This is a genomic window from Streptomyces sp. 63XJN7_1_ISO-PGPR-S23-121 (assembly GCF_056173025.1).
In genome coordinates this window covers 1,429,252-1,454,591 of the sequence record NZ_CM149653.1, presented here as the reverse complement: position 1 = coordinate 1,454,591, position 25,340 = coordinate 1,429,252, and the positions used below count along the sequence as shown (strand labels likewise).

Below are 25,340 nucleotides of genomic sequence, written 5' to 3'. Positions count from 1 at the left end.
CCCCGCGGTCAGCGGAAGATGCCGGTGTGGCCGAGGGAGTAGCGGCCGGGCTGGGGGTAGACGGCGAGGCCGTGGGGGCCGTTGCCGACCTTGACGCGGGCGAGCTGGTCGCCGGTGCGGGTGTCGATGGCGTACACCTCGGCGTCGTAGCGGCCGGAGAGCCACAGGACCTTGCCGTCGGCGGAGACGCCGCCCATGTCGGGGCTGCCGCCGCCGGGCAGGCGCCACTTGCCGGTGAGCTTGTTCCGGGTGAAGTCGAAGACGGAGACGGTGCCCTCGCCGCGGTTGGAGACGTACATCGTGCGGGAGTCGCGGCCGACGTAGAGGCCGTGGGCGCCCTTGCCGGTGGGCAGGAGGGTGGGCGTGGCGAACGTGTCGCCGTCGAGGACCCACATGCCGTCGGCCTTCATGTCGGCGATGTAGAACCGCTTCCCGTCTGGCGAGACCTTGACGTCCTGCGGCATCGCGCCGTCGAGGGGGAGTCTCTGCTGTGCGACGACCTCCATCCTGCGGGTGTCGACCTTGAGCAGTTCGCCGCTGAACTCGCAGGAGACGATGAAGTAGCGCCCGTCGAGGGAGAAGTCGGCGTGGTTGACGCCGTAGCAGGTGACGGGGACGGTCTTCTCGACCTTCATGGTGTGCGGGTCGCGGAAGACCAGTTCGCGGTCGAGGGAGGCCATCACGACCGCGTACTTGCCGTCGGGCGTGAAGTAGAGGTTGTAGGGGTCGTGGACGTCGACCGGTTCGCCCGCCCGGCCCGTCCTCGGGTCGATGGGGGTGAGGGTGTTGCCCCGGTCGTTGTTGACCCACAGGGTCTTCAGGTCCCAGGAGGGCACCACGTGCTGGGGTTGCCGGCCGACGGGGATGGTGTCGACGACCTCGTAGGTCTTCGGGTCGATGACCGTGACGGTGTCGGACTCGGTGTTGGGGACGTAGACGCGGGAGGGGAAGTCCTTGACCACCGGGGAGAGCTTGTTCGGGCGGTCGGCGGCGTAGACGTCCTTCGGGTCGAGGACGGGCGGCATGCCGGGGAGGCCGTCGACGGCGGGTTTCTTCTGGGCGGGGGTGGCCCGGGCGGCACGGGCGCTCGGGTGTGTCCCGCCGGACTGATCTTCGGCGCCGCAGGCGGCGAGGGCGGTGAGGGCGAGGCCCGCGAGCAGGGTGCGGGTGAGGGTTCTGGCGTGCATCAGCCGATCAGCTCCGTGGTGGTCACCGCGTCGAGTCCGCGGCGGTCGAGTTCTTCCAGCAGGGCGGGGAGCGCGGCGACCGTGTCCGCGTAGCCGAAGTGCAGGCTCACCACGGACCCGCCGCGGACCGCGCCGAGCACGGTGCGGGTGACGGCGGGGGCGCCGGGCGAGGTGAAGTCGAGGGAGTCGACGTCGTAGGAGAGGACGTGCGGGTAGCCGGCGCGGACGGCCAGCCGTTCGACGAGCGGGGAGGCGCGGGCGGCGCGGGAGGGCCGGAACCAGGTGCCGATGGAGCCGGTGAGGCGTTCCAGGCGCCGGGCGCAGCCGGTGATCTCGGCGTATGCCTCCGTCTCGGTCATGGCGTTGACGTCCAGGTGGCGCTGGGTGTGGTTGCCGAGGTCGTGTCCGCCGTCGAGGACGCGGCGGGCCAGGTCCGGGTGGGCGTCCAGCCAGGTGCCGACGGCGAGGACGGTGACGCGGGCACCGTGCCGTTCGGCCTCGGTCAGGATGGCGCGGGCGGTGGCGGGGTCGCCCTGGCCGTGGAAGGTGAGGGCGACGCGGGGCCGGTCGCGGGGGCCGTGGGCGACCTGGACGGGGCGGCCGGGGAAGCGGCGGGGCGCGGGCGCTGCAGGGGCGCCGGGTGTGCGGGGCGGGGCGGGCGTGGAGCCGGAGGGGTGCGCGGCGGGGCGGGCGGCGGCGCCCTTGGTGCCGCATCCGGTCAGCGCTGCCGCGGCGACGAGTCCGGCGCCCGCGGCCAGTGCGGTTCGGCGGTCGGTCGTGGTCACCGCACCATTTAAGGGGCGCCGCGCCCGAAATCTGGTGATTCGCCCGAACGGTGGCCGGTCCTGAGGTGGCCGGTCCCGAGGTGGCCGGTCCCCCGGTGGGCGATCCGGCGGCGGGCGGCGCGGGGCGGGGTCAGCGTTCCGTCACCCGCAGCTCGAACCAGGTGGTCTTCCCGCGCGGCAGCAGGTCCACCCCCCAGCGGTCGGACAGCTTGTCGACCAGGAAGAGTCCGCGTCCGCTGATGTCCGTCTCCTGGACCGGCATGAGACACGGCAGCCCCCGGGAGGGGTCGCGTACCTCGACGCGGATCCAGCCGGGGCGGCGGCGCATGTGGAGGCCGAAGACGCGGGCGCCGGTGTGGCGTACGGCGTTGCCCACCAGTTCGGAGACGAGCAGGACGGTGTCCTCGGTGATCCTCGGGGGCACCTTCCAGTGGCGCAGGGTCACGACCTGGGCCAGCCGGCGGGCGGTGGCGGCGGACTCGGGGCGGGACGGCAACGCCACTTCGCGGTCCGTGGGATCGCCATACAGCTCCAGCGCCCTGAGCGCGTGTTCGTCCTCGGCCGCCGGCGACCAGCGCGCCGCGGTCGCACGTCCGGATCCCAGCGGCCGCTGAGTGTCCTCCAGCCCCGCCATGCCCCCATCATGGCCGCCGCCGACGGGCTCCGGGGCGGTTCCCGGTGAATGCGCCGGCGCAAAGCCGGGGCGCCGCGAGGGGTGCGGGGCATGTGCCAGGGGCAGTTCGGGACCGCAAACGGCGTCGCCGACCTGCGCGGACTGCTCGGCCGGAGACAAGCGGCGGACTCCCCTCGGCAAGGCGCGCTCAGTGGTGCGTCAAGGCTGCCACAGAGCGCCCCGCCGAGGGGCCCGGATGAGACATCACGTCAATTGCAAGGGGTGGGACCGGAGTCAGACGAACTTCGCCCTGCCGGGGCCCTCCTCCACGAAGCTGCGCATGCCGCGCTCGCGGTCCTCGGTGGCGAACAGGCCGGCGAACCAGTTCCGTTCGACGGCGAGGCCGGTCTCGATGTCCGTCTCCAGTCCGGTGTCGATCGCCTCCTTCGCCGCGCGGAGCGCGATCGCGGGGCCCTTCGCGAGGCGGGCGGCCCAGGCGTGCGCCTGCTCGTAGACCTCGGCGGCGGGCACCACGCGGTCCGCCAGGCCGATCGTCAGCGCCTCGCCGGCCCTCACCTGGCGGCCGGTGAAGATCAGGTCCTTGGCCTTGGAGGGGCCGACCAGCCGGGACAGGCGCTGGGTGCCGCCCGCGCCCGGGATCAGGCCGAGCAGGATCTCGGGCTGGCCGAACTTGGCGTTGTCGGCGGCGATGCGGAAGTCGGCGCAGAGGGCGAGTTCGCATCCGCCGCCCAGCGCGTAGCCCGTCACCGCGGCGACGACCGGCTTGGGGATGCGGGCCACCGCGGTGAAGGAGTCCTGCAGGGCACGGGCGCGCAGGATCATCGCCGCGTGGTCCATCACCTGCATCTCCTTGATGTCCGCGCCGGCCGCGAACACCTTCTCGCCGCCGTAGATCACCACGGCGCGCACGTCCTCGCGCCGCGTGGCCTCCTCGGCGAGCTCCTTGAGCCGGTCCTGCGTGGCGACGTCCAGCGCGTTCATGGGCGGGCGGTCCAGGCGCAGCGTGCCGACGCCGTCCGCGACTTCGAGATGTACGGTCATGCTCCGCAGGTTAGTGGGCGTTCACTCGCCGCGGCACTCGCGGGTGCGTCGCCGGGCCAGGGCAGTGGTGGGTTGCTCGCGCGGTTCCCCGCGCCCCCTGGGGGCGCGGGGCAAGCTGTCCCCTGTTACGCCTTCCACTGCTCCCAGGACATGTTCCAGCCGTTGAGGCCGTTGTCGGGGGCGATGGTGGCGTCGTCGGAGTTCTTGACGACCACCACGTCGCCGATGAGCGAGTTGTCGAAGAACCAGGCGGCCGGCGCCTTGCCGTCCCAGCCGCCCCGCACGTCGCGCAGGCCGACGCAGCCGTGGCTGGCGTTGCGGTTGCCGAAGGCGTCACCGCCCCAGTAGTTGCCGTGGATGAAGGTGCCGGAGGTGGACAGGCGCATGGCGTGCGGGACGTCCTTGATGTCGTACTCGCCGCCGTAGCCGACCGTGTCGCCGTTCATGCGGGTCACGGTGAGCTTCTCGGTGATGACCATCTGGCCGTTCCAGGTCTCGTACCCGGGAGCGCCCGTGGTGACCGGGACGGTCCTGAGGACCTTGTCGTCCCGCACGACCTGCATCGTGTGCTTCTTGGCGTCCACGACGGAGACCTGCTTGCGGCCGACGGTGAAGGAGACGGTCTTGGTCTGCTCGCCGTAGACGCCCTCGCGGCCCTCGACGCCGTCGAGGGCGAGGTCGACGGTGACCTTGGTGCCGGCCTGCCAGTACTTCTCCGGGCGGAAGTCCAGCCGGTCGTTGCCGAACCAGTGGCCCTCGACCTCGACGGCCGGCTCGGTCCTGATGCGGATGGCCTTCTCGACGTCCGCGGGGTTGGTGATGCCCCGGGTGAAGCGGATCGAGAACGGCATCCCGACGCCGACCTTCGAGCCGTCCTCGGGAGTGAAGGTGCCGATGAAGGTCTTCTCCGGCGTCAGGGTGGTGAAACGGGAGTCCGCGGCCGCGGTGCGGCCCTCGGAGTCCCGGGCGACCGCGTGCACCGTGTACGCGGTGGAGGCGGCCAGGTGGGTGGACGGCGTCCAGGTGGCGCCGTCCCCGGATATCCGGCCCTCGACCGGGTCGCCCCCGGCGTTCCTGACCACGACCTCGGTCAGTTTGCCCTTGGCGGCACCGACCTTGAGGGCGCCGCTGGTGTCGACGGCCTTGGCGCCGTCGGCCGGGGCGATGGTGACGACCGCCTCGGACTGCTTGCTCTGCGCCGCGGTGGCGTCCTTGGCGCGGTCCCCCTTGCCGTCCCCGGACCCCGGGTCCGCTCCGCCCCCGCCGCACGCGCCGGCCGTCAGCAGCACGCCGAGCATCAGCGCCGGCAGTCCCCTGCGCGCTCTCCTGCCGCTCCGCCCCCGGATGCCGGCCGACGACGTCCCCGATATCGGACGCACGTTCACCTTGTCTCCCCTCGCCGAGCCTGGTCCGGCCCGCGCCCCAGTGCGCACCTTCGCGCACCGGCGCATCGTAACCGCAGGCCAGGGACGTTGCGGCCAAGGGAATTGTCACTGTTCCGTACCGAGTTGGCGCCGTGGGGCCCCGCGTCACCGCACCGAGCCGCCCGCCTTCCACGCCTTCCAGCCCATGTTCCACCCGCCGAGTCCGTTGTCGGGGGCGACCGTCCGGTCCTTGCTGTGGACGACCTCGACGACGTCGCCGATCAGGCTGCGGTCGAAGAACCAGCCCGCCGGGGTGCCGGTCCCGCCGCCCCTGACGTCGCGCAGGCCGACGCAGCCGTGGCTGACGTTGGCCCGGCCGAAGGTGTCGGCGGGCGCCCAGTAGTTGCCGTGCAGGAAGGTGCCGGAGCTGGTCAGGCGGATGGCGTGCGGGACGTCGGGGATGTCGTACTCGCCGCCGAAGCCGACCGTGCGGCTGTTCATCCGGGTGACGTCGAGCAGCTCGGTCACCACCATCTTGCCGTTGTAGGTGGGCGTGGTCGGTGCTCCCGCGGTGATCGGCACGGTGGCCAGCAGGGTGCCGTCCCGGCGCACCTCCATGGTCCGCTCGACCGCGTCGACGAGCGAGACCTGGCTGCGGCCGACGGTGAAGGAGAACGTGCGGTGCTGGAGCCCGTACACCCCCGGCGCGCCCTCGACGTCCCGCAGCCTCAGGGCGACGGTGACCTGGGTGCCGGGCTTCCAGTAGGCCTCGGGCCGGAAGTCGAGGCGGTCCTTGCCGAACCAGTGGGGGCGGACCTCGACGGCGGGCTTCGCGGTCACGGAGACGGCGCGTTCCACGGCGGCGCGGTCGGTGACCTCCCGGTTGAACTCCAGCGAGACGATCATTCCGGTGCCGACGACCGAGCGGTTCTCGGGGGCGACGTACGCGATGAAGCGTTCCTCGGGGACGTAGGTGGTGAAGGTGGTGTGCCGGGCCGAGCGGCGCCCGTGGCCGTCGAGGGCCACGGCGTCGACGGTGTACTTCGCGGCCAGCGCGAGCCGGTCACCGGTGGGCCTCCAGCTCAGGCCGTCGGCGGAGATCCGGCCGGGCACCGGGGTCTCCCGCGCGTCCTGCGACCTGACGACCCGCACCGATTCCAGCCGCCCGTCGGGCACCCGCACCGACAGTCCCGTCTCCGGCCGGACGCCCTCGCGCGCGTCGTCCGGGGTGACGCGGATGATCTCTCCGGGCGCGGGCGGCTTGCCGAACACGCCCCCGAAGCCGGAGCCGCCGCCGCTGGTGCCCGAGGTGCATCCGGCGGCCCCGGCCAGCAGTCCTGCCCATGTCATTCCGGCGGCCAGCGCGGCCCCCGCGCGCCGTGCGCGCCCATGTACGTGCCTCACATCCACCCGTAACGACCGGCCGGCCCTGGGGAAACGTGAGTGCGAGCCACCGGGTGGGCAGAACAGTGGGGAGGACGACGCGACGGGGAGCAGCGGTCGGGACACCGTGCGCCCTTTTTCCCGTCTCTGCGACGTCGTTCCACGAGCCGCAGGAGGCTGACAGGTGTCCAGCGCAGCCGAGCAGGAGGCGGTGGCCGGCAAGCGGGCCGCCGAGGACGGGCGCCCCGCCGTCGTGGTGAACGGCGCGCGGCGTGCCGCGCCGCCGCCCGCCGTGCCGGCCTGGCCGGGCACGCCGGTGCCACTGGGCGCCCGGTTCCGGACGGGGCCGGACGGGGTGCCGGGGACGAACTTCGCGCTGTGGGCGGGCGGCGCGGAGGCGGTGGAGCTGTGCCTGTTCGACGAGCGGGGCGGGGCGGAGCGGCGGGTGCGGCTGACCGAGCTGACGCACGAGGTCTGGCACGGCTTCGTGCCGGGCGTGCTGCCCGGGCAGCGGTACGGCTACCGGGTGCACGGCCGCTGGGACCCGTGGACCGGCGCCCGCTGGAACCCGGCGAAGCTGCTGCTGGACCCGTACGCCCGGGCGGTGGACGGCGAGTTCGGGCTGCCGCCCGAGGTGTACGGGCACGTCCGCGACTGGCCCGAGCAGCACGTGGCGGACACCGTGCGCGACGACCGGGACTCGGCGCCGTACGTCCCCAAGGGCGTCGTCGTCCACGACGACGACGACTGGTCGGACGACCACCGGCCCAAGACGCCGTGGGCCGACTCGGTGATCTACGAGCTGCACGTGCGCGGTTTCACCAGACTGCACCCCGGCGTTCCCGAGGAGCTGCGCGGCACGTACGCGGGCCTGGCGCACCCGGCGGCGACGGAACACCTGGTGAAGCTGGGCGTGACCGCGGTCGAGCTGCTGCCGGTGCACCAGTTCGCGCACGAGGACCACCTGCTGAGGCGGGGCCTGCGGAACTACTGGGGCTACAACTCGATCGGCTACTTCGCCCCGCACGCGGGTTACGCGGCGTCGGGGACGAGGGGGCAGCAGGTCGGCGAGTTCAAGCGGATGGTGCGGGCCCTGCACGCGGCGGGCATCGAGGTGATCCTCGACGTGGTCTACAACCACACGGCGGAGGCGGGCGAGCTGGGTCCGACGCTGTCCCTGAAGGGCATCGACAACCGCGGCTACTACCGCCTCCAGCCGGACGCGCGCCGGTACGCCGACTACACCGGCTGCGGCAACACCCTGCACGTCGTGCAGCCGCACGTGCTGCGGCTGATCACCGACTCGCTGCGGTACTGGGTGACGGAGATGGGGGTGGACGGCTTCCGCTTCGACCTGGCGGCGGCGCTGGCCCGCTCGATGCACGACGTCGACATGCTCTCCCCGTTCCTCGCGGTGATCGCGCAGGACCCGGTGCTGCGCCGGGTGAAGCTGATCGCCGAGCCGTGGGACGTCGGCTCGGGCGGCTACCAGGTGGGCGCGTTCCCGCCGCTGTGGACGGAGTGGAACGACCGCTACCGGGGTGCCGTGCGGGACTTCTGGCGGCACGCCCTGCCGGACGTGCGGGAGATGGGCTACCGCCTGTCCGGCTCCAGCGACCTGTACGCCTGGGGCGGGCGGCGGCCGTACGCGTCGGTCAACTTCGTCACCGCGCACGACGGGTTCACGCTCCGCGACCTGGTCTCGTACGAGCGCAAGCACAACGAGGCCAACGGCGAGGGCAACCGGGACGGCGCGGACGACAACCGGTCCTGGAACTGCGGCGCGGAGGGCGAGACGGACGACGAGGACGTCCGCGCGCTCAGGCGGCGCCAGCTGCGCAACCTGCTGACCACACTGCTGCTGTCGACCGGCGTGCCCATGTTGGTCGCGGGCGACGAGATGGGACGCACCCAGCGCGGCAGCAACAACGCCTACTGCCAGGACAACGAGATCGGCTGGGTGGACTGGAGCCTGCTGGACGATCCGGACTGGCGGCCCCTGTTCGAACTGACCTCCCGGCTGATCGCGCTGCGCCACCGGCACCCGGTGCTGCGCCGCCGGGCCTTCTTCTCCGGCCGGGCGCACTCCGCGGACGGCCTGCGCGACCTGGCCTGGTTCACCGCCCGGGGCACGGAGATGACGGAGGCCGACTGGTACGCCCCCGCCGCCACCCTGGGCATGTACCTGTCCGGGCGGGACATACCCGGCCGCGACGAGCGCGGGGCTCCGGTCACCGACGACAGCTTCCTGGCCGTGCTGCACGCCGGTGACCGGCCGGTGGACTTCGTGCTGCCGGGGGCGCCGTGGGCGGAGCGGTACGAGGTGGTCGTGGACACCGGCAGGGAGGAGCAGTCGCGGGCGCCGGACGAGGAGTACGCGGCCGGGGGCCCGGTCACCGTGCCGGCCCGGACGGTGCTGCTGCTCAGGGCGGGCTGAGCCGGTCCGCCCGGGGGCGGGGCGGCGTCCGGGTCACCGCTTGAGGAACTCCAGCAGGTCGGCGTTGAAACGGTCCCGGTGGGTGATGAACAGGCCGTGCCCGGCGTTCGGGTACTCGATCAGCTCCGCGCCCGGCACGATCCGGGCGGTGCGCCGGCCGGTGCGCTCGATCTGGGCCGACGCGTCGGCGGCGCCGTGCACGACGAGGGTGGGCACGTCGACGGCGGCCAGCGCGGCGCGGTGGTCGAACCGGAACGCCGCCTCGAACAGCTGCGCCAGCGCCCAGGGCGCGGTGGACAGGCACTGCCTCATGGTCCAGTCGATCAGCGCGGGCGAGACGTCGTTGCCGAGGTGGGTGGCGAACCAGGGCTGGGCCCGGTCGGCGAACCACTTGGACCGGTCGGTGCGGAAGGCGTGCAGCGTCGCCTCCAGCGCGGCCTCCGGCGCACCCTCGGGGTTGTCGTCGGTGAGCAGCAGGAACGGCAGCACGGCGGAGACGAACGCCACCCGGGACACCCGCTCCCGCCCGTGCCGGGCGAGGTACCGCGCCACCTCGGCGCCGCCGACCGAGTGGCCGATCATCGTCACGTCGCGCAGGCCGAGGTGGTCGAGCAGCGCCGCGATGTCGTCGGCGGAGGCGTCCAGGTCGTAGCCCTTGGAGGGGCGTTCGGACCGACCGTGGCCGCGCCGGTCCAGGGTGACGCAGCGGTAGCCCCGCTCGACGAAGTACGGGATCTGGTACTCCCACATGTCGCCGTTCAGCGCCCAGCTGGCGACGAACAGCAGGGGCTCGCCCTCCCCGTGCTCCTCGTAGGCCAGCCGGGTGCCGTCGTAGGTCTCGAAGAACATGAACTCCCCCTCGGTGGTGGTCTCGAACAGGGCCCCAGTCTCCGCGGGCCGGCCCGGACGGGCCATTCCCTCCCGGGTAATGGCCGCGCGGATCCCGGCGCGGACGGCGTCGCGTCCCGGCGTGTTGCGGCTCCTTGCCGGCTTCGTGAACGCGTCGGCGATCTTCTTGACCGGGCCGGGCCCGGCTGACAGCGTCCCAGGTCATGAGGCCCGTCGCCGTTTTCCGGTCCGTGGGCGCCGCGCTCGTCGCGCGCCGCCACGTCGATCTGTGCCGCCAGTCCGGCGCCGTCTGTCGCTGACCCGCGCCCTCGCACGTCTCCTTCCCTGGCTCTCCCTCCCCCTCTTCCCCTGGATCCCCCATGCCCGAGATCTCCCGTCGTGTCTTCGGTGGCCTCGTCGGCGGCGGGGCGGTGACGGCCGTGGCCGGTACGTCCGCCACCGCCTCGGCCGCCCCCGCGGAACGCCCGTGCCGCGCGGCGACTGGAAGTACTACCGCGACGCGGACGGCCGGGACCACCTGTTCGACCTGGCCGCCGACGCCCGCGAGCAGGCCGACCTCGCCGCCGACCGCCCGGCGTTGCTCGCGGAGCTGAAGGCGGCCTGGGAGAGGGTGGACGGCACCCTGCTGCCGTACCCGGCCGGCTGACGCAGGGGGGGGCACGCCCTATCCGGCCGGTGCGCCGGTGGGTGCGACGGCCGGTGTGGCGTGCCCCCGTACGACTCCGTGCGCGCGGAAAACTCGGTGGGCAGTGTCAGTGGTGAACCGTAGGCTCGCTGCTGATGCCCACGACACCCGCCCCCGCCCCGGACCCCAACGGCAAGCGTTCCGCCGTGCGTTCCCTGCTGCGGCTGTGGCCGTACGTCCGCCCCGTGCGGGCGCGGCTGTCCGTCGCCGCGTTCGTGGCGGTCCTCGCCTCCTGCGTGGGGCTGGTGATCCCGCTCGTCCTGAAGTGGATGGTGGACGGGCCCGTCGCCGACCGGGACCCGGCGGGCGTGTGGCTCGGCGCCCTGTACCTGCTGCTCCTGGGGCTGGCGGAGGCACTGCTGTTCGGACTGCGACGCCGGCTGGTGGCCCGGCCGCTGGCCGGCGTCGAGGCGGGGATGCGGGCGGACCTGTACCGGCACCTGCAACGGCTGCCGGTGGCCTTCCACGACCGGTGGGCCTCGGGCCAGCTGCTGTCGCGCGGCACGACGGACCTGATGCTGCTGCGCATGTTCCTCGCCTTCCCGCTGACGTTCCTGCTGGTCAACGGCGTCACCATCCTGATCGGCGTGGGCATCATGCTGGTGCAGGACTGGACGCTGGGGCTGGTCGTCCTCGGTCCGGCCGTGCCCGTGATGATCACCTGCGCGTTCTTCGAGAAGAAGTACTCCGAGGTGGCGCGGCGCGCGCAGGACCAGGTCGGGGACCTGACGACCGTGGTCGAGGAGAGCGTGCTCGGTATCCGCGTCGTCAAGGGCTTCGGGCGGCACCGCAGCCAGGCCCGCGCCTTCCACGAGCTGTCGCACACGCTGCGGGGGACGGAACTGCGCAAGGCGCGGCTGCTGGCGGCGATCTGGGCCGTCATCGTGACCCTGCCGGAGCTGGCGATCGGCGCGGCGCTGGTGGTCGGGGCGGTGCGGGTGGCGGACGGGGCGTTGTCGGCGGGGACGCTGGTGGCGTTCCTGTCGACGGCGCTGGCGCTGCGGTGGCCGGTGGAGTCGATCGGCTTCCTGCTGGCGATGAGTCAGGAGGCGGCGACGGCCACGGACCGGTACTTCGAGGTGATGGACGCGGAGGTCGAGTCGCCGGGGGTTGTCGGTGGCCCTGCGTCGGTGCCGGGAGGCAAGGACCGCGGCCCGGCTCCACGGGGTGCCTCCCAGGCCGTTCGGGCACTGGGGGAGGCACGACTGCCCGCGGCGGCGGGCGGCCTGCGGTTCGAGAACGTCCGCTTCCGCTACCCCGACGCTCCCCCCGGTTCCCCGCCCCTCCTCGACCGCATCGACCTGCACGTCCGCCCCGGAGAGTCCATGGCCCTGGTCGGCGCGACCGGCAGCGGCAAGACGACGCTGACCGCGCTGATCCCCCGGCTGCACGAGGTGACCGAGGGCCGGATCACGCTGGACGGCGAGGACATCGCCGCCCTGCCCCGCGAGGAGCTGCGCGCCAGGGTCGCCGTGGCCTTCGAGGAGCCCACGCTCTTCTCGGCGAGCGTCGGCGAGAACGTGCTGATGGGCGCCGGCGAGGGCGCCGGCGCCGACGCGCTGGGGCGGGCGCTCGCCGTCGCGCAGGCCGACTTCGCGCACGCCCTCCCGCAGGGCACCGGCACCCAGGTCGGCGAGCAGGGCCTGAGCCTGTCCGGCGGGCAGCGGCAGCGCCTCGCGCTCGCCCGGGCCGTGGTCGGCGAACCGCGGTTCCTCGTCCTCGACGACCCGCTGTCCGCGCTGGACGTCCACACGGAGGCCGCCGTGGAGGCAGCCCTGCGCCGGGTGCTCGCGGACACCACCGCGCTGATCGTGGCGCACCGCCCCTCCACGGTCCTGCTCGCCGACCGGGTGGCCCTGCTGTCCGGGGGCCGGATCGCGGCGGTCGGCACCCACCAGGAACTGCTGCGCACGAACGCCGAGTACGCCCATCTGATGTCCGGCGCGGGGGAACAGGAGGAAGACCGGCGATGACGGCCCCCATCACGTCCCCGCCCGCTCCCGGCGAGGCGGAGGATCCGCCCCGGCCCGGGGCCGCGGAGCACACCGGCGACGACTTCGACCGCGACGTGCTGCCCAGCCCGCCGGGCGCCACGGCGGCCCTGCTGCGCTCGCTTCTGGCGCCCATGCGCGCCCGCGTCGCGGTGACGGTCCTGCTCCTGCTGCTCCAGCAGGCGGCCGTGCAGGCCGGCCCGCTGCTGGTGGCGTACGCCATCGACCGTGCCGTGCCGGCCTTCCGCGACCAGGACCACGGCCCGCTGATCGCGGTCGGCGCCGGATACCTGCTGTGCTCACTGACCGCCGGCGCCCTGCAGTACGCGTTCATCGCCGCGTCCGCGCGCGTCAACCAGGACGTGCTGCTGGACCTCAGGGGCCGGATCTTCCGGCACGCGCAGGCGCTCAGCGTCGACTTCCACGAGCGCTACACGTCGGGGCGGCTCATCTCCCGCTCCACCACGGACGTCGAGTCGCTGCGGGAGCTGCTCGGCGAGGGGCTCCAGGAACTGGTCACGGTCGTCCTGTCCTTCGTCTACATCTCGGCGATGCTGCTGTGGCTGGATCTCGGCCTCGGCGCGGTCGCGGTGGCCTCGTTCGTGCCGTTGTACGCGCTGGTGCGGTCGTACCAGCGGCGCGCGGGGCGCGTGTACCGGCAGCGGTCCACGGCGATCGCGGCGGTGATCGTGAAGTTCGTGGAGACGATGAACGGCATCCGGCCGGTGCGGGCCTTCCGCCGCGAGGCCGCCAACGACGCCGACTTCGCCGGGCTGAACCGGCGCCACGAGCGGGCCAACGGCGACGCGCTGCTGGAGATGGCCCGCTACGTCGTCGGCTCCCGCCTGGTCGCCAACACGGCCGTCGCGGGGATCGTGCTGTGGGGCGCCTACCGGGTCGCGGACGGCACGCTGGCGCTCGGCGTGCTGGCGGCGGCCGTGCTGTACCTGCGCCGGCTGTACGACCCGATCGACCGGCTCGGCATGTTCCTGAACTCCTACCAGTCGGCGGCGGCCTCGCTGGAGAAGATCGCCGGGCTGCTGGCCCAGACGCCGTCCGTGCCCGAGCCGGCCGCGCCGAAGGAGCTGCCGCCGCCGGTGACGGAGCACCCGGGGCGCGAGGTCGTCTTCGACGGGGTCCGCTTCGGCTACCGCACCGGCGGGGAGGTGCTGCCGCCCTTCGACCTGACGGTCCCGGCCGGGCAGACCGTCGCCGTGGTCGGCTCCACGGGCGCGGGCAAGTCGACCCTGGCCAAGCTGCTCGCCCGGTTCTACGACCCCTCCGAGGGGCGGGTCCTGCTGGACGGCACCGACCTGCGCGACCTCGCCGTGCCCGAACTGCGGCGGGGGGTGGTGATGGTGACGCAGGAGGCGTTCCTGTTCTCCGGCACGGTGGCCGAGAACATCGCCATCGGCCGTCCGGAGGCGACGCGGGAGGAGATCGAGCGGGCCGCGAAGGCCATCGGCGCCCACGACTTCATCGCCGCGCTGCCCGACGGCTACGACACCGACGTCCGCAAGCGCGGCGGCCGGATCTCCGCCGGCCAGCGGCAACTGGTGTCCTTCGCGCGGGCGTTGCTCGCGGACCCGGCGGTGCTGATCCTGGACGAGGCGACCAGCTCGCTGGACGTCCCCGGGGAGCGGGCGGTGCAGCGGGCCATGGCGACGGTGCTGAAGGGACGTACGGCGGTGGTGATCGCGCACCGGCTGTCGACCGTGGAGATCGCCGACCGGGTGCTGGTGATGGAGCACGGCCGCATCGTGGAGGACGGCGACCCGGCCGGGCTGATCGCGGGCACGGGCCGGTTCGCGGACCTGCACCGGGCGTGGCGGGAGAGTCTCGCGTGAGCGCGGCGTGGCGGACGGGCGGCACCTCGATCGACGCCTTCCAGGACCCCGGCACGCCCGGCCACCGGGGCGGCTGGCGGTATCTGTGGTGGCTGGTCGGACGGCAGTGGCGGCGCTGCGCGGCGGGGGCCGTGCTGGCCAGCGTGTGGATGGTGCTGCTGGCGGCGACGCCGTACCTGATGGCCCGAGCGGTGGACCACGGGCTGGAGCCCGGTGACCTGGGCGCGCTGGCGGGCTGGACGGCTGCGCTGGCCGCGGCGGGGGTGGTCAACGCCTGGCTGGGCATCCTGCGGCACCGCACGATGACACGGGTCCGGATGGACGCCAACTTCCGCACGGTCAAGATCGTCGTCGGGCACGCGGCGCGGCTCGGCGCGGCGCTGCGGCGGCAGGTGGCCACCGGCGAGGTCGTCACCATCGGGGTGGGCGACGTGCAGACGATCAGCCAGTCGCTGACGGCCGTCGGGCCCGGTGTCGGCGCGGTCGTGGCGTACGCGGCGGTCGGCGGCCTGATGCTGTCGGTGTCGGCGCGGCTCGCCCTGGTGGTGCTGCTCGGGGTGCCGGTGCTGGGCGTGCTGCTGGGCCCGCTGATGGGCCGGTTGCAGGGCCGGGAGACCGAGTACCGGGAGCGGCAGGGCGTGCTGACGGCGCGGATCGGCGACCTGGCGGGCGGGCTGCGGGTGCTGAACGGGCTGGGCGGCAAGGGCCTGGTCGCGGACGCCTTCCGCCGGGACTCGGCGCGGCTGCGTGAGCAGGGCTACCGGGTCGGGTCGGTGACCAGCTGGATCCAGGCCATCGGGGTGGGGCTGCCGATGCTGTTCCTCGGGCTGGTGACCTGGCTGGGCGCCCGGCTGGCCGCGCGCGGGGAGATCAGCGTGGGCGAACTGGTGTCGGTGTACGGCTATGTCGTGGCGCTGGGCTGGCCGGTGGCGTTCCTGATCGAGATGAGCCACCAGCTCAGCCGGGGCGTGGTGGCCGCCCGCCGCGTGGTCGCGTTCCTGCGGCTGGAGCCCGAGCCGGACGAGGGCACGTGCGACGCCCCGGCGGAGCCGTCGGTGCTGTACGACCCGGCGTCCGGGGTGCGGGTGCCGCCGGGGCGGCTGACCGTGCTGGCCGGGGCCCGGCCGGCCGACGCGGCCGACGTGATCGACCGCCTCGGCCGGTACGCCCCCTCCGACGTGACCTGGGGCGGGGTGCGGCTGGCCGACGTGCCGCTCGCGCAGGTCCGGGAGCGCGTCCTGGTCGCCGAGGCGGAGGCCGACCTGTTCGCGGGCACCCTCCGCGACGTGATCGGCGCCGTCGGACCGCACCCGGGGGGCGCGGGCGGCGCCGGCGCGGCCGCGGATGCGCGTGCCGGGGCGTCCGCGGAGGCGCACCTGTCCCGGGCCATCGGCGCGGCCGCCGCCGACGACATCGTCCGGGGGCTGCCCGAGGGGCTGGACACGGTCGTCGCAGCGCAGGGCCGCGACCTGTCGGGCGGTCAGCGGCAGCGGGTGCGGCTGGCGCGGGCGCTGGCGGCGGATCCGGAGGTGCTGCTGGCCGTGGAGCCGACGTCGGCGCTGGACGCCCACACCGAGGCCGCGGTGGCGGACCGGCTGCGGGTGGCGCGCCGGGGCCGTACGACCGTGCTTGCCTGCACGTCGCCGCTGGTGCTCGACCGGGCGGACGTCGTGCACTACCTCATCGACGGCAAGGTCGCGGCCCGCGGGAGCCACCGGGAGCTGCTCGAGGCCGAGCCGGGTTACCGGGAGCTGGTGGCGCGGGACGCCGAGGAAGCGGAGGCCGTGCGATGACCTCGCCGGAGAAGGAGGCGCCGGGGCGGCTCCCCGTCGCCGAGCGTGCCGCCGTGCGACGGGCGATGACGGGCCTGGTGCGGGCCGACGGGCGGGCGTTCGCCGCGCTCCTCTGGCTGAACACGCTGGCGGCGCTGGCCGGGCTCGCCGGTCCGTGGCTGCTGGGCCGGATCGTCGACGAGGTGCGCGCCGGGGGCGGGGCGGGGGCCGTGGACCGGATGGCGCTCGCCATCCTGGCCTGTTCGGCGGCCCAGTTGCTGCTGGCCCGCTGGGCCCGGTACGTGGGGCACCGCTTCGGTGAGCGCACGCTGGCCCGGGTGCGGGAGCGGTTCGTGGACCGGGCACTGGCGCTGCCCGCGTCCGTGGTGGAACGGGCGGGCACCGGGGACCTGACCACGCGGGGCACGGCCGACGTGACCACCGTCGGCACGACGCTGCGCGACGCCGGGCCGGATCTGCTGGTCAACGCCGTGCAGACGCTGTTTCTCACGGCCGCGCTGTTCGTGATCTCCCCGCCGCTCGGCGTCGTCGCGGTGGTGCTGCTGCTGCCGATCCGGTGGGCGTTGCGCTGGTATCTGCGCCACGCCCGGGACGGCTACCTCGCCGAGGGGGCGGCCAACTCGGACGTCGCCGAGATCGTCGCCTCGACGGTGGCGGGCGCCCGCACGATCGAGGCCTTCCGGCTGGCCGGGCGGCGTGTCGAGGCGAGCCGCCGGGCGCTGGAGGTGTCGCGGCGCGCCCGGTTCCACACGCTGTACCTGCGCAGCGTGCTCTTCCCGGTGATCGAGGTGTCGTACGTCGTGCCGGTGGCGGGCGTGCTGCTGGCGGGCGGGTTCCTGCACGCGCACGGGATGGTGAGCGTGGGGGCGGTGGTGTCCTGTGCGCTGTACCTCCAGCAGCTGACCGTGCCGCTCGACGAGGTGCTGATGAGGTTCGAGGAACTCCAGCGCAGCGGTGCCTCCTTCGCCCGGGTGGAGGGGCTCGCGCTGGCTCCGCGGGCCGCGGCGGACGACTCGGCGGTTCCCGCGGACGACCGCATCGACGTCTCCGGGGTGCGCTACTCGTACGGCCGGGGCGGCGAGGTGCTGCGGGGCGTGGACCTGACCGTGCGGCCGGGTGAGCGGCTGGCCGTCGTGGGGCCGTCCGGGGCGGGCAAGACCACGCTGAGCCGGCTGCTGGCGGGGGTCGACGCGCCGGACGAGGGTTCGGTGACGGTGGGCGGGGTGCCCGTGGTGGCGCTCGCTCCGGAGCGGCTGCGCCGTCAGGTCGTGCTGGTCACCCAGGAGCACCACGTCTTCCTGGGCACGGTCCGCGACAACCTGCTCATCGCCGAGCCCGGGGCGGCCGACGACGCGCTGTGGGCGGCCCTCGCCGCGGTCGGCGCCGAGGAGTGGGTGCGGGAGCTGCCGGACGGCCTGGACACCGAGCTGGGCGGTGACGGCAGCCGTGCCGAGGGTCCCCGGGCGCAGCAACTCGCCCTCGCCCGGGTGGTACTGGCCGATCCGCACACGCTGATCCTGGACGAGGCCACCGCCCTGCTGGATCCGACGACGGCCCGGCACACCGAGCGGGCGCTCGCCGCCGTGCTGGAGGGCCGTACGGTCATCGCCATCGCGCACCGGCTGCACACCGCGCACGACGCCGACCGCGTGGCCGTGATGGAGGACGGCCGGCTGACCGAACTCGGCACGCACGACGAGCTGGTGGCGGCGGGCGGCGCCTACGCGGCGCTGTGGGGGTCGTGGCACGGGGAGTCCCCCTCGCCGGACGGCACGGCGGCGGCCGGCTGACTGAGCGGGGAGTCAGTAGGGGCGCCCACGGCAACCAATCCGTATATCGAACATGAACGCCCGGACAACGAACGATTTCCGGCCAACTTGCTGACGCGGTCCTGACAAGAGGGGAGATCCCCTGTCACTCTTCCCACGGCCGCTCCACAGCGTCCCCACAGCGTTCACGTCAGCGCTGTGCCGCGGCCGGCTTCTTGCACGTGGTTTCTGCGTACCGCCTAGCTCTGCCCGGCCGGCTCACCCGCCGTCCGGTCTCCCCTGGCCGCGCAACCCGCGGCCACGCAGAAGGAGTCAGTGTTGAGCAGCAACACTCCGCACAGACGCACCTCCCACACCACGCACCGCCGCGCGGCGGGCGTCGCCCTCGCCGGTGTCGCCGCGCTGATCGCCACGGCCTTCCAGGCCGGCGGCGCCACCGCCGCCCCGCGGCCGGCCCCGGCGCCCGGCGCCGAGTCCGTCAAACTCACCCCGGCCCAGCGCGCGGAGCTGATCCGGGAAGCCGACGCCACCAAGGCCGAGACGGCCGACGGCCTCGGTCTGGGAGCCAAGGAGAAGCTGGTCGTCCGGGACGTGGTCAAGGACCGCGACGGCACCCTGCACACCCGCTACGAGCGCACCTACGACGGACTGCCCGTCCTCGGCGGCGACCTGGTCGTCACCACCGCCGAGTCGGGGCGGACCGAGCAGGTCGTGAAGGCCACGGCCAAGGCCATCAAGCCGGCCACCGTGACGCCGAAGATCACCGCCGCGAAGGCCGAGCAGCAGGCGGTCTCCGCCGCGAAGGCCGCCGGCGCCGCACAGCCGGACGCCGACCGCGCCCCGCGCAAGGTGATCTGGGCGGGCAACGGCACGCCGGTCCTGGCGTACGAGACGGTCGTGGGCGGCCTCCAGGAGGACGGCACGCCGAACGAGCTGCACGTCGTCACCGACGCGGCCACCGGCGCCAAGCTGTACGAGTACCAGGCGATCCACGAGGGCACCGGCAACACGATGTACAGCGGCACGGTGACGCTGGGCACCGCGCAGTCCGGGTCGTCGTACACGCTGACCGACACGGCGCGCGGCAACCACAAGACGTACAACCTCAACCGGGGCACCTCCGGCACCGGCACGCTGTACTCCGGCTCCGACGACACCTGGGGCAACGGCAGCGCGACCAACACGGAGACCGCCGCCGCCGACGCCCACTACGGGGCCGCGCTGACCTGGGACTACTACAAGAACGTCCAGGGCCGCTCCGGCATCCGCGGCGACGGCGTGGGCGCCTACTCCCGGGTCCACTACGGCAACAACTACGTCAACGCCTTCTGGTCGGACAGCTGCTTCTGCATGACGTACGGCGACGGGTCGGGCAACACCCACCCGCTGACGTCCATCGACGTGGCCGCGCACGAGATGACCCACGGCGTCACGTCCAACACCGCGGGCCTCAACTACAGCGGCGAGTCCGGCGGCCTCAACGAGGCCACTTCGGACATCTTCGGCTCCTCGGTCGAGTTCTACGCGAACAACTCCTCGGACGTCGGTGACTACCTCATCGGCGAGGAGATCGACATCAACGGGGACGGCAGCCCGCTGCGCTACATGGACAAGCCGAGCAAGGACGGCGCGTCCAAGGACGCCTGGTACTCCGGCCTCGGCGGGATCGACGTCCACTACTCGTCGGGACCGGCGAACCACTTCTTCTACCTGCTGAGCGAGGGCAGCGGCACCAAGACCATCAACGGTGTCACCTACAACTCGCCCACCTCGGACGGCCTCCCGGTCACCGGCATCGGCCGCGCGAAGGCGGAGAAGATCTGGTTCCGCGCGCTGACCACGAAGTTCACGTCGACCACCAACTACGCGGGCGCCCGCACCGGCACCCTGGCGGCGACCGGCGAGCTGTACGGCACCGACAGCGCCGAGTACAAGGCGGTGCAGGACGCCTGGGCGGGCATCAACGTCGGCTCGCGTTCGGGCGGCGGCGGGGGCGGCACGACCGTCGAGAACACCGCCAACGTGAACATCCCCGACTACGGGGCCGCGGTGACCTCCTCGATCACGGTTTCCGGCCGCACCGGCAACGCGCCGAGCAACCTCCAGGTGGGCGTGGACATCGTGCACACCTGGCGCGGTGACCTCCAGATCGACCTGGTCGCCCCGGACGGGTCGACGTACCGCCTGAAGAACAGCGGCTACGACTCGGCCGACGACGTGCACGAGACCTACACGGTCAACGCCTCGTCCGAAGCGGCCAACGGCACCTGGAAGCTGCGCGTCCAGGACCTGGGCCGGCTGGACACCGGCTACATCGACGCCTGGCGGCTCACCTTCCCGTAAACCCCACGGGCCTTGAGAGCCCAGGCCCCCACGATCAGGGCGCCGTCCCCGGAGGTTCGACTCCCGGGGCCGGCGCCCTCCCCACGACCGGCCTCTTTTTGCCAAGCCCATACACGGGCAGGGTTGCGGCTTTGCCGAGGTCACACGGGTTCACGTTCCCGCAACATTCACCCGCCCGTCGATTTTCGGCCAACATCATTCGACCCTCCTGACATGTACGCGGCGTGGGTGCCACTCTTCCCTCACCCGCCGCACAACCTCGCAGCAACGCCGGCCGGCCACCCCACGCCGACCGGACTCCCCCACCGAAGGAGCTTGTGTGTCCTCCCTCTTCGCGCGCCACAAGCGCAGCACCCTGGCCGTCGCCACCGCCGTCGCGGCCGGCGCCCTGCTCACCACCGGCCTGACCGCCGGCGGCGCCGCCGCCGACACCTCCGCGCCGCGTGTCCTGCCCGGCGCCCCGGTACTGCTGTCGGACTCCGCCCGCACCGCGCTCATCCAGGAGCAGCAGCAGTCCGCGGCCGCGACGGCCCGGCAGATAGGCCTCGGCGCCCAGGAGAAGCTCGTCGTCAAGGACGTCGTCCGGGACGTCGACGGCGCCGTCCACACCCGCTACGAGCGCACCTACCAGGGACTGCCCGTCCTTGGCGGCGACCTCGTGGTGCACCAGGCGAAGTCCGGCGCGGCCCAGGGCGTGACCAGAGCGACCAACGCCACCATCAAGGTCGCCACCGTGACGCCGAAGGTCGCCGCGGCCAAGGCCGAGCAGCAGGCGCTGAGCGCCGCGAAGGACGCCGGGTCCTCGCAGGCCGCGGCCGACTCCGCGCCCCGCAAGGTGATCTGGGCGGCCGACGGCAAGCCGGTCCTCGCCTACGAGACCGTCGTCGGCGGCCTCCAGGACGACGGCACCCCCAACGAGCTCCACGTCATCACCGACGCCGCCACCGGCGCCAAGCTGCACGAGTACCAGGGCATCGAGACGGGCTCCGGCAAGGGCCTGTACTCGGGCACGGTGACGCTCGGCACCTACAAGTCGGGCTCCACCTACCAGCTGTACGACACGGGGCGCGGTGGCCACAAGACGTACAACCTGGCCCGCAGGACCAGCGGCACCGGCACCCTGTTCACCGACGCCGACGACGTGTGGGGCACCGGCACCGCCTCCAGCTCCTCCACCGACCAGACGGCGGCCGTGGACGCCGCCTACGGCGCGCAGGTGACGTGGGACTTCTACAAGAACACCTTCGGCCGCAGCGGCATCAAGAACGACGGCAAGGCCGCCTACTCCCGGGTCCACTACGGCAACGCGTACGTCAACGCCTTCTGGTCCGACAGCTGCTTCTGCATGACCTACGGCGACGGCTACGGCAACACCAACCCGCTGACCTCGCTGGACGTGGCGGGGCACGAGATGAGCCACGGCGTCACCTCCAACACCGCCGGCCTCAACTACAGCGGTGAGTCCGGTGGCCTCAACGAGGCGACCAGCGACATCTTCGGCACCGGCGTGGAGTACTACGCCGCCAACTCCGCCGACAAGGGCGACTACCTCATCGGCGAGAAGATCGACATCAACGGCGACGGCACCCCGCTGCGCTACATGGACAAGCCCAGCAAGGACGGGGCGTCCAAGGACTACTGGTCCTCCAGCCTCGGCAGCGTCGACGTGCACTACTCGTCGGGCCCGGCCAACCACTTCTTCTTCCTGCTCGCCGAGGGCAGCGGGGCGAAGACGGTCGACGGGGTCAGCTACAACTCCCCGACGTACAACGGCTCCACCGTCACCGGCATCGGCCGCGCCAAGGCGCTGCAGATCTGGTACAAGGCGCTGACCACCTACATGACGTCGACGACCAACTACAAGGGCGCCCGCACGGCGACCCTGAACGCGGCGTCGGCCCTGTACGGCTCGACCAGCACCGAGTACAAGGCGGTGGCCGCGGCCTGGACCGCGATCAACGTGAGCTGACCGCACGAGCGGCGACACACTGGGGGCGGCCCCCGGGGACCACCGGTTCCCGGGGGCCGCCCTACTCTTGGTGCCCATGTCCTTCACGTACGACGACGTCGGCGCCACCCGCGAGCGGGACCACTGCCCGCCCGGCTTCCGCCCCATGCACGTACGCACGCGCCTCGGTGAGGGCGAGCCGGTGTTCCGGCGGGCGGCCGAGGCCGTGCTCACCTGGGAGATGCACCGGGCGATGGGCGTCGGGATCGACGCGAGCGCGGACCGTGCCGCGCCCGGTGTCGACGTCACCGTCACCCTCGCCGGGATGATCAAGGCGCCCTGCCGGGTGGTGTGGACGCTGGAGGAGCACCGCCGGGCCGGCTGGGCGTACGGCACGCTGCCCGGCCATCCCGAGTCCGGCGAGGAGGCCTTCGTCGTGGACCGCACCGGCGACGGCACGGTCTGGCTGACGGTGACCGCCTTCAGCCGCCCGGCCAAGTGGTACGCGAAGGCCGGCGGACCGGCGACCCGGGGTTTCCAGCACGCCTACGCCCGCCGCTGCGGCACCGTCCTGCGGCGGCTGAGCGGCGGCGAGGAGGAGGACTGAGCCCCGCCCCCGCCGCCCCGGGCGCCCCGGCGCTCACCTCATCAGCAGTCCCGCCGCCTCCCCCAGCTCGTCCGACGGCACCGCGACCAGCCCCGCCTCCGCGGCGGACGCCAGCAGCCGGTGCGCGGGGAGGATGCGGACCGTGTAGCCGAAGGGCCCGGTGCGGTCCAGGCCGAGCGGGCCCTCGTACACCCAGCGGCCCTCCAGGTCGGGCCCGCCCACCGGTTTGAGCGGCACGGTCGTCGCGGCCGTGATGCGGTCCTCGGAGTCCACCCGTCCGGAGACCGCCTGTACCTCCACGTCGTCCGGGGCGAGGCCACCGAGCCGCACCCGTACCCGCAGGCCGAGCGTGGTGCCGAGCTCCGCCGTGGCGGCGGGCGCGGAGGTCTCGACGTGGTCGACGCTCACTCCGGGCCAGGCCGCCCGCACCCGCGTCTTCCACTCGGCCAGCGCCCTGGCGGAGTCCGGGTCCATGGCGCGGTGCGCCTCGGCCGCCGGAGCGTACAGCCGCTCGACGTACTCCCGGACCATGCGGCCGGCCAGCACCTTCGGCCCGAGCAGGCTCAGGGTCCGGCGCACCATCTCGATCCACCGGTCGGGCAGCCCGCTCGCGCCCCGCTCGTAGAAGCGGGGGGTGATCCGCTGCTCCAGCAGGTCGTAGAGGGCGGCGGCCTCTATGGCGTCGCGCCGGTCGGCGTCCGTGCCGGCGCCGTCCGCCGTGGGGATCGCCCAGCCGAAGTCCGGCTGGAACCACTCGTCCCACCAGCCGTCCAGCACCGACAGGTTGAGGCAGCCGTTGAGCGCCGCCTTCATCCCGCTGGTCCCGCACGCCTCCAGGGGCCGCAGCGGGTTGTTCAGCCAGATGTCGCAGCCCGGGTAGAGCTTCTGCGCCATCGCCATGCCGTAGTCCGGCAGGAACACGATGCGGTGCCGCACCCGCGGGTCGTCCGCGAACCGCACCAGCTCCTGCACCAGCCGCTTGCCGCCGTCGTCCGCCGGGTGCGCCTTGCCGGCGACGACGATCTGGACCGGCCGCTCGGGATGCAGCAGCAGCTCCGTCAGCCGCTCCCGGTCGCGCAGCATCAGCGTCAGCCGCTTGTACGACGGGACGCGCCGCGCGAAGCCGATGGTCAGCACGTCCGGGTCGAGGACGTCGTCGATCCAGCCCAGCTCCGCCGTGCCCGCGCCGCGCTGCCGCCAGGAGGCGCGCAGCCGCTCGCGCACCTCGGTCACCAGTTGCTCGCGCAGGGTGCGGCGGAGCTCCCAGACGTCCTGGTCGGGGATGTCGGCGACCGAGTCCCAGCGGTCCGAGCCGCCCACGGTCAGGGCGTCCTCGGCGCGCTGCACGCCGATCTGCCGGGCGCCGAGCCGGAACACCTCGGGGGCGACCCAGGTCGGGGCGTGCACGCCGTTGGTGACGGAGGTGATCGGCACCTCCTCGGCGTCGAAGCCGGGCCACAGTCCGGAGAACATCTCCCGGCTGACGCCGCCGTGCAGCAGGGAGACGCCGTTGGCCCGCTGGGCGAGGCGCAGGCCCATCACGGCCATGTTGAACAGGCCGGGCTCGCCGCCGGGGTAGGTCTCCATGCCGAGGCGCAGGACGCGCTCGACGTCGATGCGCGGGAGTTCGGAGCCGGGGCCGAAGTGGCGGGCGACCAGTTCGCGGTCGAAGCGGTCGATGCCGGCCGGGACGGGCGTGTGGGTGGTGAAGACGGTGCCCGCCCGGACCGCCTCCAGCGCGGAGTCGAACTCCATCCCCCGGTCGCACAGTTCGGCGATGCGTTCCAGGCCGAGGAAGCCGGCGTGACCCTCGTTGGTGTGGAACACCTCCGGTTCCGCGTGGCCGGTGAGCCGGCAGTACGTCCGTACCGCCCGGACACCTCCTATGCCCAGCAGCATCTCCTGGAGGAGCCGGTGCTCGCTGCCGCCGCCGTAGAGCCGGTCGGTGACGCCGCGTTCGCCGAGGTCGTTCTCCTCGACGTCCGAGTCCAGGAGCAGCAGGGGCACCCGGCCGACCTGGGCCAGCCAGACGCGGGCGCGCAGCTCCCGGCCGCCGGGCAGGGCGAGGGCGACGCGGGCGGGGGTGCCGTCGGGCTCCTTGAGGAGGGTCAGCGGCAACTCGTGGGGGTCGAGGACGGGGTAGTGCTCCTGCTGCCAGCCGTCCCGGGACAGGGACTGGCGGAAGTAGCCGTGCCGGTAGAGCAGGCCGACCCCGACGAGCGGCACGCCGAGGTCGCTGGCCGCCTTCAGGTGGTCGCCGGCCAGGATGCCGAGGCCGCCGGAGTACTGGGGCAGGGCGGCGGTGATGCCGAACTCGGGTGAGAAGTAGGCGACGGCGGCGGGCAGTCGGCCCGGCTGGACCTGGTACCAGCGGTCGCCGGTCATGTAGTGGTCGAGGTCGTCGGTGGCCGCGGCCAGCCGGCGCAGGAACCGGCGGTCCTCGGCCAGCTCCGCCAGCCGTGCGGGCGGAACGGTGCCGAGCAGCCGCACCGGGTCGCGGCCGGAGGCGGCCCAGCGTCCGGGGTCGACGGACTGGAACAGGTCGCGGGTCTCCGCGTGCCAGGACCAGCGCAGATTGCGGGCCAGATCGCTGAGTGGCCGGAGGGGGTCGGGGAGAACGGGACGGACGGTCAGTCGACGGATCGCCTTCACACTCCACCTCTGCGCGTTCGCTCGA

Annotated in this window: 17 protein-coding genes and 1 pseudogene; 10 read left to right on the top strand and 8 right to left on the bottom strand. The window is 73.4% G+C overall.

Annotated features, from left to right (window positions below):
- Positions 1–8: 8 nt before the first annotated feature.
- From AC0VYN_RS06755 to AC0VYN_RS06730, 6 genes are all read right to left on the bottom strand, one after another.
- Positions 9–1,187, bottom strand: coding sequence for a YncE family protein (locus tag AC0VYN_RS06755; protein ID WP_475535192.1), 1,179 nt, complete (start codon positions 1,185–1,187; stop codon positions 9–11).
- Entirely contained in the window at positions 1,187–1,972 is a 786-nt protein-coding gene (locus tag AC0VYN_RS06750; RefSeq protein ID WP_475535191.1) for a polysaccharide deacetylase family protein, read from the bottom strand. The genes AC0VYN_RS06755 and AC0VYN_RS06750 overlap by 1 nt, the downstream gene beginning before the upstream one ends.
- Positions 1,973–2,102: 130 nt before the next feature.
- Positions 2,103–2,606, bottom strand: a complete 504-nt coding sequence (locus AC0VYN_RS06745; RefSeq protein WP_475535190.1) for an ATP-binding protein — start codon at positions 2,604–2,606, stop codon at positions 2,103–2,105.
- A 273-nt stretch (positions 2,607–2,879) separates the two neighbouring features.
- Positions 2,880–3,647 (bottom strand): enoyl-CoA hydratase/isomerase family protein, encoded by a 768-nt coding sequence (locus AC0VYN_RS06740; protein ID WP_475535189.1) that lies wholly within the window; start codon positions 3,645–3,647, stop codon positions 2,880–2,882.
- A gap of 125 nt (positions 3,648–3,772) precedes the next feature.
- On the bottom strand, positions 3,773–5,032 hold the full coding sequence (locus tag AC0VYN_RS06735; protein WP_475535188.1) for a L,D-transpeptidase: 1,260 nt from the start codon (positions 5,030–5,032) through the stop codon (positions 3,773–3,775).
- 144 nt (positions 5,033–5,176) lie between these two features.
- Entirely contained in the window at positions 5,177–6,415 is a 1,239-nt protein-coding gene (locus tag AC0VYN_RS06730; protein WP_475535187.1) for a L,D-transpeptidase, read from the bottom strand.
- Positions 6,416–6,578: 163 nt separating this feature from the next.
- Here AC0VYN_RS06730 and glgX point away from each other — a divergent pair, with 163 nt between their 5' ends.
- On the top strand, positions 6,579–8,831 hold the full coding sequence (gene glgX, locus AC0VYN_RS06725) for a glycogen debranching protein GlgX (protein ID WP_475535186.1): 2,253 nt from the start codon (positions 6,579–6,581) through the stop codon (positions 8,829–8,831).
- A gap of 33 nt (positions 8,832–8,864) precedes the next feature.
- On the opposite strand, the gene AC0VYN_RS06720 is transcribed toward glgX, so the two are convergent.
- Positions 8,865–9,746, bottom strand: coding sequence for an alpha/beta fold hydrolase (locus AC0VYN_RS06720; RefSeq protein WP_475535185.1), 882 nt, complete (start codon positions 9,744–9,746; stop codon positions 8,865–8,867).
- Positions 9,747–9,883: 137 nt separating this feature from the next.
- Between AC0VYN_RS06720 and AC0VYN_RS06715 the strand changes: the two genes are divergently transcribed.
- The 9 genes and pseudogenes from AC0VYN_RS06715 to AC0VYN_RS06675 all read left to right on the top strand — a co-directional run bounded on the left by AC0VYN_RS06715 (position 9,884) and on the right by AC0VYN_RS06675 (position 22,663).
- Positions 9,884–9,979, top strand: coding sequence for a putative leader peptide (locus AC0VYN_RS06715; protein ID WP_475535184.1), 96 nt, complete (start codon positions 9,884–9,886; stop codon positions 9,977–9,979).
- Between the two features lie 173 nt (positions 9,980–10,152).
- A pseudogene (locus AC0VYN_RS06710) lies at positions 10,153–10,326 on the top strand (twin-arginine translocation pathway signal protein); the annotation flags it as partial.
- Positions 10,327–10,460: 134 nt separating this feature from the next.
- Positions 10,461–12,338, top strand: a complete 1,878-nt coding sequence (locus tag AC0VYN_RS06705; RefSeq protein ID WP_475535183.1) for an ABC transporter ATP-binding protein — start codon at positions 10,461–10,463, stop codon at positions 12,336–12,338.
- On the top strand, positions 12,335–14,203 hold the full coding sequence (locus tag AC0VYN_RS06700) for an ABC transporter ATP-binding protein (protein WP_475535182.1): 1,869 nt from the start codon (positions 12,335–12,337) through the stop codon (positions 14,201–14,203). The genes AC0VYN_RS06705 and AC0VYN_RS06700 overlap by 4 nt, the downstream gene beginning before the upstream one ends.
- Complete coding sequence (locus tag AC0VYN_RS06695; protein WP_475535181.1) at positions 14,200–15,996, top strand: ABC transporter transmembrane domain-containing protein; 1,797 nt, start codon at positions 14,200–14,202, stop codon at positions 15,994–15,996. Before AC0VYN_RS06700 ends, AC0VYN_RS06695 begins: the two co-directional genes overlap by 4 nt.
- Entirely contained in the window at positions 15,993–17,786 is a 1,794-nt protein-coding gene (locus AC0VYN_RS06690; protein ID WP_475535180.1) for an ABC transporter ATP-binding protein, read from the top strand. Before AC0VYN_RS06695 ends, AC0VYN_RS06690 begins: the two co-directional genes overlap by 4 nt.
- Before the next feature lie 297 nt (positions 17,787–18,083).
- A complete protein-coding gene (locus AC0VYN_RS06685) occupies positions 18,084–20,108 on the top strand; it encodes a M4 family metallopeptidase (RefSeq protein ID WP_475535179.1) in 2,025 nt (674 codons plus the stop codon).
- A gap of 319 nt (positions 20,109–20,427) precedes the next feature.
- Entirely contained in the window at positions 20,428–22,077 is a 1,650-nt protein-coding gene (locus AC0VYN_RS06680) for a M4 family metallopeptidase (RefSeq protein ID WP_475535178.1), read from the top strand.
- A gap of 76 nt (positions 22,078–22,153) precedes the next feature.
- On the top strand, positions 22,154–22,663 hold the full coding sequence (locus tag AC0VYN_RS06675) for a DUF1990 family protein (RefSeq protein WP_385458208.1): 510 nt from the start codon (positions 22,154–22,156) through the stop codon (positions 22,661–22,663).
- Positions 22,664–22,696: 33 nt separating this feature from the next.
- On the opposite strand, the gene AC0VYN_RS06670 is transcribed toward AC0VYN_RS06675, so the two are convergent.
- Positions 22,697–25,315, bottom strand: a complete 2,619-nt coding sequence (locus AC0VYN_RS06670; protein ID WP_475535177.1) for a glycosyltransferase family 1 protein — start codon at positions 25,313–25,315, stop codon at positions 22,697–22,699.
- Between the last annotated feature and the right edge of the window lie 25 nt (positions 25,316–25,340).